The following is a 17,356-nucleotide window of genomic DNA, read 5'->3' as shown; positions in this document are numbered from 1 at the left end:
ATGGTGCGGTTATTTTTCCAGTTTGTTTTTCAAGTCGGCGGCCCATGCGTCGGCGTTTGTGAAAGCGAGCGTGCGCGCGAGGTGTTCGCGAGCCCGGGCCGCGTCGCCGAGGCCTTCGCAGGCGAGCGCAATCAAGAGATGGTTTTCCGCGTCGCGCCGGGCTTGCAGGTTTTCGTCAAACACAAGGATGTCGGGCAGCGACGTGGCGAAGTAGTCGATTTTCGCGCGCTCGCCCAAGCGGATTTTTGCGAAACTTTTCATTTCCTCGAACTGCGTTTTCGCCTCTTGCTCGCGCCCGAGTTTTTGCAGCGAAAGTCCGCGATAATAACTGAGCGGGCTGTGGACGGTGACGGCCATCTCGCTGAAATCGCCCTGCTCGGCGGCGCTCATTTCGAAGTGTTTCGCGGCCTCGTCGTTTTGTCCGAGCGCAAGCAGCGCGCAACCGGTCCAGTAATTCACATTGGCTTTGGCTTGCAGCAGGTGGTAGGACTCGCCGAGCGAGTCGGGCGTGTCCATCGCCTGTTGAAATTGTTTCAGCGCCTCGTCCGCGACCCCGCGTTCCAGCGCGTCGCAGCCGAGCAGCAGCCGCGCCCGCGTGTATTCGCGCAGCACTTTTCCCTCGCCACCTTCCCACGGGTGGAACCGGCGCGAGAGCACGAGGTCGAGCGCCTTGGCGGGCCGGCCGGTCAGGTTATACAGCGTGGCGAGCTCGACCGATGTGTCGTCGCGCTCGTTGACCAACTCGCGCCGCGCCTCAAGCCAGGCGAGGCGTTTTTCGAGCGGCTCGTTGCGCTTTTTTAAGAGCTGGTCGAATTCGTAAATCAGGCGCGGATCGTTCGGATCGATTTCGAGCGCGCGCTCGTAGGCGGCCTTTGCCTTGTCGCCGTCGTTGCGAATATTCCAATACGCGATGCCAAGGTTGCGGTGCGCGGTCGCGCATTTCGAGGAGGAGGCGGCGCAGCGCTCCCACACGGAAATCGCATCCTCGTGACGTTTTTTGTCGTAATAATAATTGCCAAGCGCGTAGGCCGCGAGCGGATCGCCGCCGGGTTGCGAGAGCGCCCATTCGAGCACGACTTGCTCGTGCACGCGCGAGGGGAAGAAATATTCGAACGACGCATTGCGCGCCGCGGCGAGTTCGCGCTCGGCGGCGGCGGCGTCGCCGGCTTGCGCAAGCAGCCATGCGCGCGTGTAGCGGATCGACTGCGAGCGCTCCATCGGATTCGGCGTGGCGCTGACGCCCACGGGTTGCGCCTCGTGCAAATCAAGCAGCGCGAGCGCTTCCGCAAACAGGCCTGCCTCGGCGTAATCAAACGCAATATCCAGGATCGTCTGCGCGTCGTTGCGCGACAGCTTGAGGAACTCGGTGTTGTCGTTCATCGCGCGCGCCCGCTCGCAACGCGCCCAATGATCGAGCGCGTCGGTTTTCAGCAAGGCGTCCAGCACGGCATCGGCCTTTTGGTTCTCACCGAGACGGCGCAGCACGATGGATTTTAACACGAGGGCCTTGTTGTTTTCGGTGTTGGTTTTCAGGCCGCTCTCCAAGTGTTCGAGCGCGCGTTTCCATTGACGGTCGCGGCACGACAGCGCGGCGAGTTCGTAGTGCGCGGGGGCGCGCCATTCGTAGTTCCATGTCGCCTTGCCGAAATGGCGCGCGGCCTCGGCATGGCGGCCTTGGAAGCGGCGGGCCAGGCCGAGATAATAATGCGCCTCGCCCGTCGAGGGATTCGGATGCCGCTCCGTGAGCCGCGCAATGGCCCGTTCGAGATGCGCGGCGGCTTTCTCAAAGAGCCCGCGCGAAAGCAGGCGGCGTCCAAGCGCGATATTGCACGCGACATTGTCCGGATCGCGCTTGAGCGCCTCTTCCCAGTAGGGCTCGGGCGCGCGCGTGCAATGACGGTATTGCTCAAGATGCTCGGCGACGGAGCGCAGCTCATCAACCGTCGTTATGTCGGCGGGGGAGGGCGGTTCGGTTGCGACGTTGCGCGATTGTTTCTGCGCGGCGCGGTCAACAGGACGGTAGTCGAGCACGCGTTCGCCGCGCGCGTCCTCAAGGATCAGCTCAAGCGCGGACGGGTTGTCACCGCGCATGGTGTGCTCGCGGTTTTGCCAGGGCCGGCCCGGACGCAGCTCGACGCGCGTGTCGATGAGCGTGTGCCCGCCCTCGCGCAAAATGACGCGTCCGTCGAGCAACGCGGGCGCGAGCGCCGCCGCGTCGATGCGCCTGTCGTCGCCGACGACGAGGCGGAGCGCGGCGCGTTCGCTGGCGTTTTGCACGGGGCCGGTTTTCTGGATGGGCCACCAGTATTGCGAGAATGTCTTGGTCTCGTAGGGCGCGAGATACGCGAAGTCGGGCTGGTTGTCCGTGTAAACGCCCGCCATCAATTCGATGTAGGGGCCGCCCTCGTCGGTCAGCTCGCGATCCCACGAATAACCGAAAGGGTGGTTGCCCCAGGTCCATTGTTTTTTGCCGGGGGAAATCATGCGGTCGGCCACATGCACAAAACCGCCGTCCGCCTCGAAGTCGAAACCGCCGAAGAAATCGAACGCGGTCTGGCACACCATGTAGCTGGTCGGCACGGGAATGTTTTTATACCAAGTCAGGTCGTTGGCCCCGGGGCGGTCCTGGTAACGGACACCGTAATACGGACTCGTCGCAATCGGAAACGATGTCATCGCGCGCACCGCGTGGTCGGCCACGTAAGTGACATCCTCCGGGAAAAAAGACTGGTAGCGATCATGCACCCGCGCCGCGACATTTGCCCACCACAGGAATGTCTGCATGAAGGGCGTGCGATTGAACAAACGCGCGCGCAACTCCACCAGCGAACTGCCGGGGCGCAGGCGAATGCCGTGCATGCCCTTCATGCGCAGCATCGGATCGTGCTCGGACATCCAGACCGTGCGCGCGCCATCCGCCTCTTCCTCGATAAACATATCGGTCGGCATGAAGGTGCCGGGGCGGTGGTGTTGCGGCCAGTTGAACTCCACGCCGCCGGAAATCCACGGCCCCGCGAGCCCGACAAGGGCGGGCTTGATGACGGTTTGCTTGTAGAAAAAATCGTAGTCGTTGTTGGTTTTGTCCTGACCGAGAAAAATCCTGCCGCCGATTTCCGGCAGCATTTCGAGGCGCACAAATTCGTTCTCCAATTCCGCGACGCTGTATTTCGCGTCGACCGGATCGTCGAACACCTTGTCGATAAACGGAACCGGATAAACGCGCCCCGACGAACCTTGATAAACCCGCCGTTCGAAGAACATGGGGTTGCGCTCGGGTTTTCCGACCGGATACGTTTTTATTGTTTTTTGGATGATGTGTGCGTGGATTGACATGACTATTCGCAAGTGTGCCGAGGACTCGTTTGCCGTTGAATCGTGAGGTTGCGGGATTGAAGGGTGGGGAAGGGTGAAATATGGGAACCCGGTTTTGAAAACAGGATGCCGAAATCGTAACACGCCGCGCCCGTGTTTGAAATGGACATCCCTATGTTTGGTATGGAAGATATTATGGTATTGTGAAAACTCCAGCAACACCGCGCATCGCGGACGGATTCCCCGGCGAACGGCTTGTCATCCTTCCGAAAAACGTGCTCCGGCAGGCCGGGCGCATTCCCGCGTGCGCCGATCTTTGCGTGACGCACATCGGACGCTTTGACCGCGTGCTCGGGCATTATGTGGACCGGCCGGACGGTTGCGCGCAGCACGTTCTTATCTTTTGCCTCGGCGGTCGCGGCATTGTCCACTCGGGTTCGTCGAAGTGGTTTTTGCACCGCGGGCACGGCATTGTGCTGCCTCCGAATGTCGCGCACCGATACGCGGCGGACACGCGCGATCCATGGACGGTTTTCTGGTTTCACTTCACGGGTGCCCGCGCCGCCGCCTACGTGAAAATGCTCGGCCTCACCACGCGACAACCGCGGTTTTGGATTCAGAATGTCGATGTGATGATCGAGGCGTTTGAGGAATGTTATCATCACACAATCGGCGGCCACACCGACTCCGACCTGATCGGGCTCTCGACCACGTTCATGCGATTCATGGGATTGTGCCGCACGATGAAACGCTCGCCGAGCACGCGCCGACGGCACACCGAGGAGCGCATCGTCCGCAGCGTGCGGTTCCTGCGCGAGAACCTGGACCGCACGCTCACGCTCGCTCAAATCGCGAAGGAGGCGGGCATTTCGGTGCCGCATTTTTGCGCCATGTTCAAACGCCAGATCAACTGCGGTCCGCTGGAATTTTTCACGCGCCTGAAAATGCAGCGCGCCTGCGAGCTTTTGATGCAAACCGACCAGGGCATTTCCGAAATCGCCTATAGCCTCGGCTTCACCGACCCGTTGTATTTCTCAAAACGCTTCCGCCTGCACGTCGGCACAAGCCCGTCGGAGTATAGGGAACAGGCAGGGCGCTGAATTGCTCCTCAAGACTGACTGGACAAACCGGAATGAGGAGCATCTCGATTTAATATAATTAGACATAACGTTCATTGTGCGAATTCGATTGACCTTTCCCTACAGTTACAGTTTTCAGTGGCATTCGCTCCCTGAAAATCGCCTCTCAAAACCCTCTGTTGTAACCGCCTGCTGAAATAAGCGTCCTCAGTCGCATCAAAGTCCCCAAACCCAAACAACACTGACTTTTTCCTCGAAAACCATGTCACTGCAAACTCCCGTTCCATCTGATTTGGAATCCTCGCAATCCCACACCAACGGCTTCGTTCATGAGAAATCACTTGGCGGAAGCATGGTCTCAATCAGCGCAAATGCCGGGCCCGACGAGTCCATCGTCGCGCTGATTGGCCGATTGTCCGATGCGGCGCTCGCTCGCGGGCTCGTTCCGATTCAAGGCAATGCGTTTTGTGATCCCGCGCTTGGCAACGCGACCGCGAACCTGCCCTTCCCGGTGGCATTTCTCGGGCGCCACGACACACCGGCGGGTTGCGTCTTGAGCGCGCGCATCACGGCGCTTCCCAAGGAAATCAAGATTGACCGCGTGCTGGACGAGCGCGGCGCGGTTTGCGGCGCGCAATGGGAAACGCCCGATGCGCGTTATCTGCTGCTCGGCGCGCTCACGCCGCCTGATGTTCGCGCGGCGCGTGATGCCCAGTCCGCGGATGTGTGGCAGTTGTTGAAGGCGCGGCTCGAACACGCGGGTTTCACGCTCGGCAACCTAGTTCGCACCTGGTTTTTCAACGACCATATTCTCGACTGGTATGCGGACTTCAATCGCGTGCGAAATGCGTTTTTCACGGAGCACAATATCTTCGGCACGCTGGTGCCCGCGAGCACGGGAGTCGGCGCAAGCAACGCCGCGGGCGCGGCGCTTTCACTCGATGCGCTCGCAGTCGCGCCAAAATCCGCCGTTGCGCCGCGCGTGAGCGCGGTGACTTCGCCGCTCCAGTGCGCCGCCTACGATTACAAGAGCGCGTTTAGCCGCGCCGTGGAATGCGCGGACGCGGACGGTTCGCGCCATTTGCTCGTGTCGGGCACGGCGAGCATCGAACCCGGCGGCAAGACCATCCATCTCGACGATCTCGACGCGCAAATCGACCTGAGCCTGCGCGTGGTCGAGGCGATTCTCAAATCGCGCGACATGGACTGGCGCGACACTGCGCGCGCGATTTTATATTTCCCCCGCATCGAATGGATGCCCCGCTGGGAGGCGCGCCGAACGGCGCTCGGGATTCCGCCATTGCCCGCGATTTTTGCGCATTGCGACATCTGCCGCGACGATTTGCTTTTTGAAATCGAACTGGACGCGTGGAAAAAAGAAAGCGAGGCGCGTGCATGAAAACGCAACACACCCGCGCGCTGCGGACGGCTTTTTGCGCATTTGTGTTTTGCCTGATCGGCTCCGTTTTTGCGCAAGCCGCGGCACTTAAAATCCGTCCCGAGTCGGTGGTCATTGAACCTGGCAAAACGAAGCGCATCAAAATCCCGTCCGGCACGAGCGTCCATTCAAACGATTCCAACGTCGCCCGAATCAAAAGCGATGGCACGCTGGAGGCGGTTTCGCCGGGGCGCGCCGTGCTCAGTTTTCGCTCCGGGGATGATTACGCGACGGTTTTCGTGACGGTGAAACAAACACCTCCTTCCGGCGCGAAATTCTTCACGACTGCCGATGCCGCCGACGCGCATCCGATTGACACGCTGGTTAACAAAAATCTGCGCCAGCTCGGCGTTCTCCCCTCCCCTCTTTGCTCGGATTCGGAATTCCTGCGACGCGCGTGTCTCGACCTGACGGGCGCGCTTCCCCCGCTCGAAAAAACGCGCGAGTTTCTTGCGGACACAGATCCGCAAAAGCGCGAGAAGTTGATCGACTGGATTTTTTCGCGCCCCGAATACGCGGATTATTGGGCGATGAAGTGGAGCGACGTGTTGCGCGTGAAAAGCGAGTTCCCCAGCAACCTCTGGCCCAACGCCGTGCAGGCCTACCACAACTGGCTGCGCGGAGCGATGGCCGGCAACATGCGCTACGATGAGATGGCGCGGACGCTTCTCACCACGGCGGGCAGTAATTTCCGCGATCCACCGTGCAATTTTTACCGCGCCACCCAGCGTCGCACGCCCGCGGGGCTCGCGTCGGCGTTTGCGCTTATTTTCATGGGCGCGCGCCTCGATTGCGCCGAGTGCAAGGAGCATCCGTATCAGACTTGGCAGTCCGGGCAGGCCGCGGGTCTCGCCGCGTTTTTCACCAATGTGAAATACAAAAAAACCGGCGAGTGGAAGGAGGAGATTGTGTATTTCAACCCCTCGTGGGCCCCGCACAGGATCGGCGCGGAAAAAAACACCGTCGCCGCCCCCGTTCTCCCCGATGGCACGCCGGTGAAATTCAGCCGCGCGGACAATCCGCAAAAGCATCTCGTAAAGTGGCTGACCTCGCCGAAAAATCCCTACTTCGCGCGGCACGTGGCAAATCGTTATTGGTGCGCGCTGTTCGGGCGCGGCATCACAATGCCCGTCGATGATGTGCGCCCCGGCAATCCGCCGGCCAATCCCGAGCTGCTTGATCTGCTCGCGGAAAAGGTGGTCTCAAGCGGTTTCGATTTGCGCGCCCTGCTCCGCTTCATCGTGACCTCGCAAACTTACCAGCGCTCGAGCGCCGCAAACGAAAGCAACGCCCGCGACTCGCAAAACTGGTCGCATTACATTCCGCGCCGCCTCGACGCCGAGGTTCTTGCGGACGCGATCGGCACGGCCACCGGCGCGTATGAATATTTCGAGAGCCGGATCCCCGAGCCGTTTGCCATGTGGCCGGACGATTTCCACAGCGTGGCGAATCCCGACGCGAGCGTGACGAGTGGATTTCTCGAAACCTTCGGGCGCCCCGGACGCGACACCTCCCACGAGGTCGAGCGCGACCGCAGACCCTCGATGGCGCAGGCCCTCTACCTGTTCGACTCGGAGGCACTCACCAAAAAACTGCGAAAAAAAGACGGCGTTATTTCGCAGCTCGCCAAAAAGCACGGGGCGAACGCGGGCGCGTTTGCCGAGGAGTGTTACCTCACGTTTCTCGCGCGCATGCCGACCGGCGGGGAAACCTCCATCATCAACAGTTATTTCCAGGAGGCCCCCTCCAAAAACACCGCCGCGCAAGATGTCGTCTGGGCGCTGATCAACACAAAGGAATTTTTATACAATCACTGATACAAAATGCGGAATTCGGAATGTGGATTTCGGAATGCGCGCTGCCATGCGAATTTCAAAATCCCCAGTGGGGCGGAAGCACCACAATTCCTAAATCCGCGTTCTGAAATCCACATTTCCATGAACACTCCCGATCCTCTCTTTTCTCCCGATTCCGCCTCGCCACACGACCCGCTCTGCGCCCACGAAGACCACGCCTCGGACGCGCTTTACCGGCGCGCGTTTGACCTTGTTACCCGGCGCGACTTTCTGCGCATCGGCGCGCTCACCGTCGGCGGACTCGCCATGGCGCCGTATCTGCGCTCCGCGCCCGCGTCGAACGCCCGCGCCAAGGCCGTCATTCAACTGTTCCTGTTTGGCGGCCCGTCGCATATCGACACCTTCGATCCCAAACCGCAGGCCTCGACCGACATCACCGGCCCGTGGCGCAAAACCGCGCGGACCAACGTGGACGGCATCCAGATCGGCGAACTGCTGCCGCTCTCCGCGAAACACGCCGACAAATACACGCTCCTGCGCGGCCTCTCGCACAAAACCAACGCGCACGAAACCGCCACCTACATGATGCAAACCGGCACGGATCCCAGGTCCGGCCTTGTGTATCCGTCGATGGGCGCGGTCATCGCCTACAAAATGGAGGAGGCCGGCCTGCTCAAGGGGCGCGCGCTTCCCGCCTACATGACGGTGCCGGTTGCGATCGGGCGTTTTTCCGAGACCGGGTTTCTCGGCCCCCGCTACCGTTCGTTCATTCCGGGCAACCTCTCCAATCCGATCAGCGCCGAGCAACGCGCGCACCTCGAAAAACGAGCCGCGCTCCTGGACAACCTCGACGCCCTCGGCCATTCGCAAAAAGCCGTGTTCGAGGAAGCCGATTATTTCCGCGACCAGGCTCGCGAAATGGTGCTCGGCAAGGCGCGCGACGCCTTCGACATTTCCAAGGAAAGCGCCAAGACCCGCGAACTCTACGGCAACACCGAGTTTGGCCGCTCGTGCCTGCAAGCGCGCCGGCTCGTCGAAAACGGCGTCGCCTACGTCACCGTGAACATGCGCGGCTGGGACACGCACCGCGACCAGGCCGAGCGCTACAAAAAACTCATGCCCGAACTCGACCGCGGATTCTCCGCACTGCTCACCGATCTCACCGAGCGCGGGATGCTCGACTCAACGATTGTCACCTGCGGCGGTGAGTTTGGCCGCACGCCGCGATTCATGACCGAGCCGCCGTGGAACGGCGGACGCAACCACTACGGCGCGGCGTTTTCGTGGGCGATTGCCGGCGGCGGATTCCGGGGCGGACAGATCGTCGGCGAAACGGACAACCGCGGCGAACGCGTCACCAAGCGCGCCATCGCGCCGTGGGATTTGTCGGCGAGCATCTACAAGCTCCTCGGTATCGATCCCGACGGCACCCTCCCCCACCCCCTCGGTTGCGCCGCCTACGTGACGCCGCGCCAGGACGAAACCGCCCAGCCCGCAAAAAAATCCACCCAATTCACGCCCGGCGAGGGAATGTTAAAGGAGATCATGCCAACATGACCGCTCGCTGCGCTCTCGGTAAATCCCAAATTCCAATGAACAAATTCCAACGAAATTCCAAATTCCGGCATCCAAATTCCAAAACTGAAAAAGCATTCCTCCAGCCAACATTCCGCTGGCTGGTTGGAATCTGGATTTTGATCGTTGGAATTTGCGGCCACGCAGTGGCCGCGCCTTACATTGAATACCTTTACCCCGCGGGCGCGCAGCAAAACCGCACGATGGAAATCACGCTCGGCGGCAGATCGCTTGAGGGCGCGAGCGAGGTTTGGGTCAGCGGCAGCGGAGTCACCGGCAAGGTGCTCGAAGTCAACATGCCCACCGAGGCGCAAATCAGGGAGGCCCGAAAACGCGACGAGGTTGCCGCGCAAACCGCGCGCGTGCGCCTCACGATCTCGCCCGACGCCGAGCCCGGCATTCGCGATTTGCGCGTCATGGCAACGGCGGGATTGTCGAACCGCTTTCGTTTTGAAATCGGCAAGCTGCCCGAGGTTTCCGAAAAGGAACCGAACGGCCACCTGGCCGACGCGCAGCAACTGCCCGCGCTCCCCGTCGTCGTCAACGGCCAGATAACAAACGCCGACCGCGACTTTTTCCGTTTCAGCGCGCGCGCCGGACAGCAAATTCTCATCGAGGTCAAGGCCCGCGCCATCAAGTCCTATCTCGCCGATGCCGTGCCCGGATGGTTTCAACCGCGCATCGTGCTCTACAACAGCGAGGGCGACCGGCTGGCCGAGGCGGATGATTTTCGTTTCGACCCCGACCCGGTCATGTTCTTCAAGGCGCCCGCCGACGGCGACTACATCGTCGAGATATGGGACGCCGTTTCCCGTGGACGCGACGACCTTGTTTACCGCATGAAAATAGGCGAGCTGCCCTACGTGACGGACATCTTTCCCCTCGGCGCCCCGCAAGGGGTCAAGCACCACCGCTTCACCGCGCGCGGCATAAACCTGCCCGGCGAAACGGCAGACTGGATATGCGATGTGAGCGACCGCCAGCCCGGGGTTTCCGAGATCAGCTTCCCCCTAAAAACCGGCGAAAAGACCAACGCGCGCCCGATCGAAATCAGCGAGCTGCCCGAGGTCGCGGAATACGAGCCGAACAACGCCCAGCGCCAGGCCCAGCGCGTGACCACGCCCGTCATCATCAACGGACGCATCGACAAACCCGGCGATATCGACGTGTTCACCTTTTCCGCCAAGACCGGCGACAAGCTCGTCATCGACGTGATGGCGCGCCGCCTCGGTTCGCCGCTCGACGCGCGAATCGTTCTTGGTCCGCAAAAACTGCTCGGCAAAACCCTGACGGCCGACGACGTGAAGGACGAGCGCTTCGGGCTCATCACCCACCATGCCGACCCGCGCCTCGCGCACACATTCACGCAGGACGGCGACTACTTCGTCCACCTCAGCGACACCCAGGGCAAGGGCGGTGTCGAATACGCCTACCGCCTCAGCATCGCGCCGCAGCAGCCCGACTTCGAACTGCGCGTCACGCCCGACAACCTCAGCGTGCCCGCGGGCGGAAATGTTGTTGTGCAACTCAAGTCCATTCGCATCGACGATTACAAGGGCCCCATCCGCCTGCGCACCGAAGGGCTGCCCCCCGGCTTCGAGCTTGCGGGCGCCGAGGTGAAGGCCGGCAAAAACCAAACCATCCTCACCCTCTCCGCGCCGCTCGACGCGAAACCGGGCGTCTACAAACCGCTCTTCCGCGCCGAGGCGGAAATCGACGGCAAGACCGTGACGCACAAGGCCAATGTCGCCGAGGAGCTAATGCAGGCGTTTTTCTACTACCACACCGTGCCCGTCGAGCAGGGCTACCTCGTGGTCACGCCCGCCTCGCCCTTTCGCGTTGAAGTCATGCGCCCCGCCGACGCCGGCCCGCTCGAATTGACGCTTGGCAAGGAATGCGAAATCCCCGTGCGCATCATCCGCAACCCGAACTACCGCCCCCCCGTCACCGCAAAGCCACCGCCAAGGGCAAAATCCGGCGCCGGCACAAAGGGCAAGGCAACGGCAAAAAAGAAGGCGGCTCCGAAAAACAAATCTGCCGCAGCCGGGAAAAACGCCGGGAAAAAGAATGCGAAGAAATCCGCGAAAAAACAGCAGCCGCAATCCGCCGCCAAGGTTCCCATACGCGTGATGGCCTCGCGCGGGGGCAAGGGCATGATTGTGGAGGTCGCCGTCATTGAAGCCGGCGCGACGGAAGGCGTGATCAAGGTGCGCTGCACGAACGAAAAGATGGTTGGCGAGGAAGGCGTGTTTATCATCGAGGCCACGCAACGCTTCCGCGGCCAAAAGACCTCCTCGCTCGCTCCCGCCCTCCCCTTCAAGGTGCTGCCCGCCGAGGACGGCGCCCCCGTCAATCTCGTGCGCGACCCATCCGAGAAAAAGAACCAGCCAAAGAAATAACCGCCACAAGGGCGTCGATTGCGACGCACCCGAAAGCCAAGCCGACCATTTGTTCGTATGGCAGGGGCGGTTTGCGCTTATTTTTTGCAAAAAAGATATGCGCGCTTTTTCTTTTTTAATTACCGCGAAATCGCTACTTCTTGCGGGATAACACAATTTGAACGTGAAATAAATTAGACGCTTACACCGCGTTTTATTTTCTGACAAAATTTTTGGTTGCTTGGTGTGGCACACGGCATATAAATGAAATGAAATACACTAAAATCATTCTAGCAATTGCGATTATTTCGTTGGCTCTCTTTCTAATTTTTGTTCCACAAAATGAGCATAAGTCGAATGGCGTTAAGGAGACGGCATCTACCGAGTTTTCAAATCCTGAGCTGCCACGCCCCGCGATTTCATTGGAGGAGGCTAATACTTATAAAAAAATCGAAATTAATGGCAATATTGCTTGGTCAGGAGTCTCGCGGCGTCCAATGAAATTTACACGTGATCCCCTCGGATTTAGGGAATTTGAATCGGATCCTGAGACTAAAACTAATACAGATAGACTGATTATTTCTGAGTCAGGAACGGAGTATGTTGTAGCCTCATACAAATTTAGTAAAGGTGGTGCTGCTAGTGGTATCGGCCCGACATTTTTGTTTTGTGATTATTATGTTCAAGGCGATTACGTTTATTACATGCATAGAAATCCCTACGAGGTCTATATAGGGGTATCCATAAAAAATAAGGATGGTTCCTACAAAATTGTAAGTGATAATTTTCTCATTAGCGAAGGCCTGTATTGGGAGTTTTTGAGGGATATGATGTTTATCGAGCCATCAGGATCAACACCGCTTCGCGCACAGGTTAAATGCGCCGGGTATCATAGAATTTATGAATTAAAGGAACCCGGTAAGTTTGAACTAATCGAAACCAACTTGCCCAAAAACAAGAGAATAATCCCGGGGCTCGGCGTGGAGATTGTTGATGATTGACGATTTCATTAATTCGAGCAATACCATTAGGTCTTCCTGAATCACCGCACCACCAACCGCAGTTATGAAACATAAAAAATCAATTTTTACGACTGCGGGTATTTTACTAGGTGTTGCAATTTTCTTTTTAGGTATCACTTTTCCACGTGATCAAGAATCAAAGATTGCGGAGATGGGGACGCTTAACAGGGAAACGAACCTCGCATTGCCTCGCCCCGCACTTTCATTGGAAGAGGCCAGCACTTATAAACGTGTGACAACTAATGGTATTATTACTGCGCACTCAGGCGAAGGGCGAAAGGCCGCATCTCAACGTGCAGTCAATCCACACCCAGGGGAGCAAGGGGCATCAATAACCAAGATTCATTGGCTGAATAGTGATGAAGTCAAATCCCTTGATTTTGAGAAAATAAAGAAAAGTCTGAATTTTCTTTACGGACCACCCAAGAAGATGAGGATAACCAATCGGGATCAGGCAACCGATCGTTATATGGGCACGGGGGCTTTTGCTGTGGAATATTTGCCTAGTTTAGGTTATGAAGATGCTGATTATTATTATTTTTTTTGGTTGAACAAAAACACGGGGGAAATCAAGGCGGATGAAGGTGGCGCGATTAGCAAAAAAACATCAGAGACATTTTATTGGCTCCCTCGCTAAGGGAGCGCGACGGCTGGAATAAGGGCAAATGATGGCAAGTCTCGGCTTGCCCCTTCACCCAAGCAGTTTATGCTGGGTTGATAAGATGGGAATATGAAACGCAATTATTATATTATAGGTTGGGGGGGGTATTTTAATTATTATCCTTACGGTTTTCACGGTTTGGTCGAATAAACCGGAGAAACAGGCGCTCCACGAGAAGGTGTTTCCAGGGAAATCGCCTCCTCTGAAAAACGCTTCCGCGAAACCAACTGACAAGGATGTGGTTTATTTGGACACGTTTCCGGGCCGGCCTTTGACAGGAGAAATCCTGGAACGATGGGAATGCATGAAAAATTTTGATCCCAAAAGTGTCACAGGGCCGGGAAAAAACGCTATACGAATGCCAATGCAATTTGCTGAAAATAGACCAGGTATGGTCGTGCGCGATGACGACACAGGATTATTCAGATTGATTATAGTTGAATCAGATCAAGAATATATTATTGATACATTCATACTGGGGCCTGAGTTCGGCTCCTACGGAATATATCCACGATTTGCTTTTTATGATTGTTTTGTATCGGGCGGCTCTGTATATTACATTTACTCCCACGGATCGAATACTTACCTTGGCGTGTCAGTCAGACAGGAAAATGGTTCATTCGCTCGCGATGGGGAGGGAATGCTGATTAGTGACGGGCTTAACCCTATGAGGATATTTGAAAGGGTGTTTATACCGCCAACTGACAATGCTCCGCTTCAACTCACGCTTGGAAATATAAAGGGACATATAAAATTTATGAACTCAATTCCTCGGGAAAATTCGTGCTTAAAAAGGCGGAGCTTGACTGACGCGAAGCATCAAAACGCGGCTGTTTGGCGTCCGCTTTTTGCGCAACTGAATTAGGGCCTTGTGGTTTATTTTGTCACATTTTGAGGCAAGGCGAACCGTTCCGGCGAGCCGGGAATGCCGTGGCGCGACCGGAGATTCGCCCACCCCAGAGGCATTTCCTCGAAAAAACCCAACCGAAACAGCCCCAACTCACTCAACGCGCAGAATGTAACCGCGCAGGTATTCGCTCTCGGGCATTGTCACGAGCACGGGGTGGTCCGGCGGTTGGTGGCAAAACTCCAGCACGCTCACGCGGCGACGCGCGTCCGAGGCCGCCTCGGCGAGGACCTGCCGCAACTCCGCCTCGTGCATGTGATGCGAGCAAGTGTAGGTCGCCAGAATCCCGCCCGGGGAAAGCCGCTGCATCGCGCGCAGGTTGATCTCCTTGTAACCGCGCAACGCGCCCGCAAGCGCGCTCTTCGACTTCGCAAACGGCGGCGGATCGAGGATGATCAAGTCCCACGTCTCCGCGCGCTGCTCCGGCGACGGGCTGTTGAAAAAATCGAACACATTGGCCGCCAAAAACTCCGCGCCCACGCTGTTGCGCTCCGCGTTTTTCCGGGCCTGCGCAATCGCGTCCTCCGCGCTGTCGATGCCGAGCACGCTGGCCGCGCCGGCGCGCGCGCAATGCAGCGCGAACGGCCCCTGGTTGCAAAACGCGTCGAGCACGCGGCGGCCTTTTGCGTGGCGCGCCACCGCCATGTGCTGCGCGCGTTGATCGAGGTAAAAACCCGTTTTCTGCCCGCCCTGCAAATCGAGCCAGTAATCAAATCCGTCGATGCGCAGCCAGCGCGGCTCCCAGGTTTTTCCCGAAAGCGTGCCGGTCGTCTGCTCCAGCCCCTCCAGCCGCCGGATGGGCGCGTCGTTGCGAAATATGATTTCAACCGGCGCGGGTTTCACAATCTCCAGCAGCAAACGCGCGATCACATCGCGCCGCTTTTCCATGGCGAGGGTTTGGATTTGCAACACAAGCGTGTCGCCAAACTGGTCGACCACCACGCCCGGCAAGTCATCCGACTCCGACCAGATCAGGCGCCTTGCGTTTTTGTCGCAGTCCGGGGACTCGCGCCGTCCGATCGCGCGCGTGAGTGCCCCGCGCAAATAGGCCTCGTCGAGCGCCACGCGTCCGCGGTCGAGCCTGCGCCAGCAGATTTGCGAACGGCTGTTGTAGATGCCCGAGCCGATGCGGCGCCCCGTGCGATCGCGGCACTCGACCACCTCGCCGTCGAACGATGCGGGAAGCAACGCCTCGACTTCGTTGGCAAACACCCACGGGTGGCCGTTAAGGGCGCGCGCCCTGGCGTTCATTTTGAGTTTGAGCGCGGGCGCCTGCGCGGATTCGGAGGCTGGGACTGGCGTGGATGGATTGTCAGACATGCGACCCGAAGTATTCGCAAAAACCCCGCCCGCCGAGAAGCGCAAAATTTTTAATCATCGGAACGGTGTTCTCCGGGTCGCCGTCCGTCGCGCATTTCTTGTTTTGCAAAACCCGGGCGGCTGCCGCAGGGTGCCGGACAGCACAATGACAACACCGGTTGTAAATCTTTACCTGGTCGGCTTCATGGGCACGGGCAAAACCACCGTCGGCCGCGCCATCGCATACCGGCTCGGCGCCAAGCTGATCGATGTCGACGCGGCGATCGAACGCGAGCAAGGCAAGCCCGTCTCAAAAATTTTCGAGGAGGACGGCGAGCCTGTTTTCCGCAAGCTGGAGCGCGACTTCATCGAGAGCGGGCATCCCGCGCGAGGCTGCATCGTCGCGTGCGGCGGCGGACTGGTCGTGCAGCCGGGAATGCTTGAGTTGCTCGATTCGCGCGGCGTCGTCATCTGCCTGCACGCCTCGCTCGAAACCGTGCTCAAACGCACGCGCCACAGCAAGTCGCGCCCGCTTTTGAACGTGGACGATCCCCTCGCCCGGATGCGCGAAATCTACTCGGCGCGCGAACCCATTTATCGAAAAGCGGGCACGCTTCTGCTCACGGACAACCGCTCGCTCCCCGACGTCATCGCGCACGCCATGCGCGTTTACAAACGCGAGGCGGCCGATTTTCTGCGCACGCACAGGCACGCGGAACCTCCCGCGACAAATCCCGCCGCCCCCGATGATCGAGCCGGCTGAACTGCGCAAGCGCCTGCTCGCCCTTGGCTTTGACGTGGCGCGTTTCGCGAGCATCCCCGCGAGGGACGACGGCGGCGCACTGCCCGAAGTCAACGCCCTTCGCAAGTGGCTCGACGCCGGATATCAGGCGGACATGCACTGGATCGAACGCGGTTTTGCCAAGCGCGCCTCCCCCACCCTCGTTCTTCCCGATGCCGGGTCGGTCATCATGCTCGGCGTGAATTATTTTCAGGGCGCCGCCGGTGCATCATCCGATTCGCGGCACCCGCGCTGGGCGCGTTACGCGCTGTATTCGGATTATCACGACACGATCAAGCCGGCGCTGGAAAAAGCGGGCCGCGTGATTGAGGAAACACTGGGGCTCACATCCGCCGATTATCGTTATTACGCGGACACGGGCCCCGTCCTGGAACGCGCCTGGGCCGAACGCGCGGGCGCGGGTTTTATCGGCAAAAACGCGATGCTTGTTTCGCGCGACTTTGGCAACTGGCTCTTTCTTGCCGCGATTCTTGTCCGCGCAAAAATTAAGGCGGATGAACCTCTCCCCGCGCGCTCCCATTGCGGCAAATGCACGCGCTGCATCGACGCGTGCCCGACCGGCGCAATCGCGAGCCCCGGCACGCTTGATTCCCGCCTGTGCATTTCCTACCAGACCATTGAAAACAAGGGCGCAATCCCGCGCGGGCTGCGCGCAAAAATCGGCGCGCGCATTTATGGCTGCGACGCGTGCGCGGAAACCTGCCCGTGGAATCGCTTCGCGCAAGCAAGCAGGGGGCTGCTCCTCGAGGCGCGCCCGGAGATTACGCGACTTTCCCTTAACGAATTGCTCGCGCTGACACCGGAGAGTTTTGCCGCGCATTTCCGCAAAACCGCGATCAAACGCATCAAGCTCGCCGGGCTGCTGCGCAACGCGTGCATCGTCGCGGGCAACACCGGCGCGCGCGCCGCGGAGCATCTTCCGCAACTTTCGCGCCTCGCCGCGCACGAATCGCCGCTCGTGCGCGCGCACGCGGTCTGGGCCGTGCGGCGCATCGCGGACAGGGAGCTGGCAACGCGGCTGCTGGCCGAGGCCAGGAACGCCGAAAAAGACGCCGCCGTGCTGGATGAGTATGGAGCCCAACCTTGA

General features: G+C 59.2%; 12 protein-coding genes. 10 read left to right on the top strand and 2 right to left on the bottom strand.

The features are described from left to right. Positions 1 to 9: 9 nt before the first annotated feature. A complete protein-coding gene (locus M2447_RS02755) occupies positions 10 to 3,333 on the bottom strand; it encodes a DUF5107 domain-containing protein (protein ID WP_277557307.1) in 3,324 nt (1,107 codons plus the stop codon). 182 nt (positions 3,334 to 3,515) lie between these two features. Between M2447_RS02755 and M2447_RS02750 the strand changes: the two genes are divergently transcribed. The 8 genes from M2447_RS02750 to M2447_RS02715 all read left to right on the top strand — a co-directional run bounded on the left by M2447_RS02750 (position 3,516) and on the right by M2447_RS02715 (position 14,126). Continuing rightward, positions 3,516 to 4,412 (top strand): AraC family transcriptional regulator, encoded by an 897-nt coding sequence (locus M2447_RS02750; RefSeq protein WP_277557306.1) that lies wholly within the window; start codon positions 3,516 to 3,518, stop codon positions 4,410 to 4,412. A 241-nt stretch (positions 4,413 to 4,653) separates the two neighbouring features. After that, positions 4,654 to 5,790, top strand: coding sequence for a translation initiation inhibitor (locus M2447_RS02745; RefSeq protein WP_277557305.1), 1,137 nt, complete (start codon positions 4,654 to 4,656; stop codon positions 5,788 to 5,790). Continuing rightward, positions 5,787 to 7,646, top strand: coding sequence for a DUF1553 domain-containing protein (locus M2447_RS02740; protein ID WP_277557304.1), 1,860 nt, complete (start codon positions 5,787 to 5,789; stop codon positions 7,644 to 7,646). Before M2447_RS02745 ends, M2447_RS02740 begins: the two co-directional genes overlap by 4 nt. Positions 7,647 to 7,766: 120 nt before the next feature. Further along, positions 7,767 to 9,182: a DUF1501 domain-containing protein gene (locus M2447_RS02735; protein WP_277557303.1), complete on the top strand. Its 1,416-nt coding sequence runs from the start codon at positions 7,767 to 7,769 to the stop codon at positions 9,180 to 9,182. 35 nt (positions 9,183 to 9,217) lie between these two features. Continuing rightward, positions 9,218 to 11,599, top strand: a complete 2,382-nt coding sequence (locus tag M2447_RS02730; protein WP_277557302.1) for a peptidase — start codon at positions 9,218 to 9,220, stop codon at positions 11,597 to 11,599. A 248-nt stretch (positions 11,600 to 11,847) separates the two neighbouring features. Further along, on the top strand, positions 11,848 to 12,579 hold the full coding sequence (locus M2447_RS02725; protein ID WP_277557301.1) for a hypothetical protein: 732 nt from the start codon (positions 11,848 to 11,850) through the stop codon (positions 12,577 to 12,579). A 64-nt stretch (positions 12,580 to 12,643) separates the two neighbouring features. Next, positions 12,644 to 13,237, top strand: a complete 594-nt coding sequence (locus tag M2447_RS02720) for a hypothetical protein (RefSeq protein WP_277557300.1) — start codon at positions 12,644 to 12,646, stop codon at positions 13,235 to 13,237. Between the two features lie 328 nt (positions 13,238 to 13,565). Continuing rightward, positions 13,566 to 14,126: a hypothetical protein gene (locus M2447_RS02715; protein WP_277557299.1), complete on the top strand. Its 561-nt coding sequence runs from the start codon at positions 13,566 to 13,568 to the stop codon at positions 14,124 to 14,126. Positions 14,127 to 14,261: 135 nt separating this feature from the next. On the opposite strand, the gene M2447_RS02710 is transcribed toward M2447_RS02715, so the two are convergent. Beyond that, the gene (locus tag M2447_RS02710; protein WP_277557298.1) at positions 14,262 to 15,488 is read right to left on the bottom strand and encodes a class I SAM-dependent rRNA methyltransferase; all 1,227 of its coding nucleotides are present in this window, start codon (positions 15,486 to 15,488) and stop codon (positions 14,262 to 14,264) included. Between M2447_RS02710 and M2447_RS02705 the strand changes: the two genes are divergently transcribed. Both M2447_RS02705 and queG read left to right on the top strand, forming a co-directional pair. Further along, positions 15,487 to 16,230 (top strand): shikimate kinase, encoded by a 744-nt coding sequence (locus M2447_RS02705; protein WP_277557297.1) that lies wholly within the window; start codon positions 15,487 to 15,489, stop codon positions 16,228 to 16,230. The genes M2447_RS02710 and M2447_RS02705 overlap by 2 nt on opposite strands. Then, entirely contained in the window at positions 16,214 to 17,356 is a 1,143-nt protein-coding gene (gene queG / locus M2447_RS02700) for a tRNA epoxyqueuosine(34) reductase QueG (protein ID WP_277557296.1), read from the top strand. Before M2447_RS02705 ends, queG begins: the two co-directional genes overlap by 17 nt.

Source organism: Ereboglobus sp. PH5-10 (assembly GCF_029504735.1).
Taxonomy (GTDB): Bacteria; Verrucomicrobiota; Verrucomicrobiia; order Opitutales; family Opitutaceae; genus Ereboglobus.
This window is presented reverse-complemented; position numbering and strand designations above follow the sequence as displayed.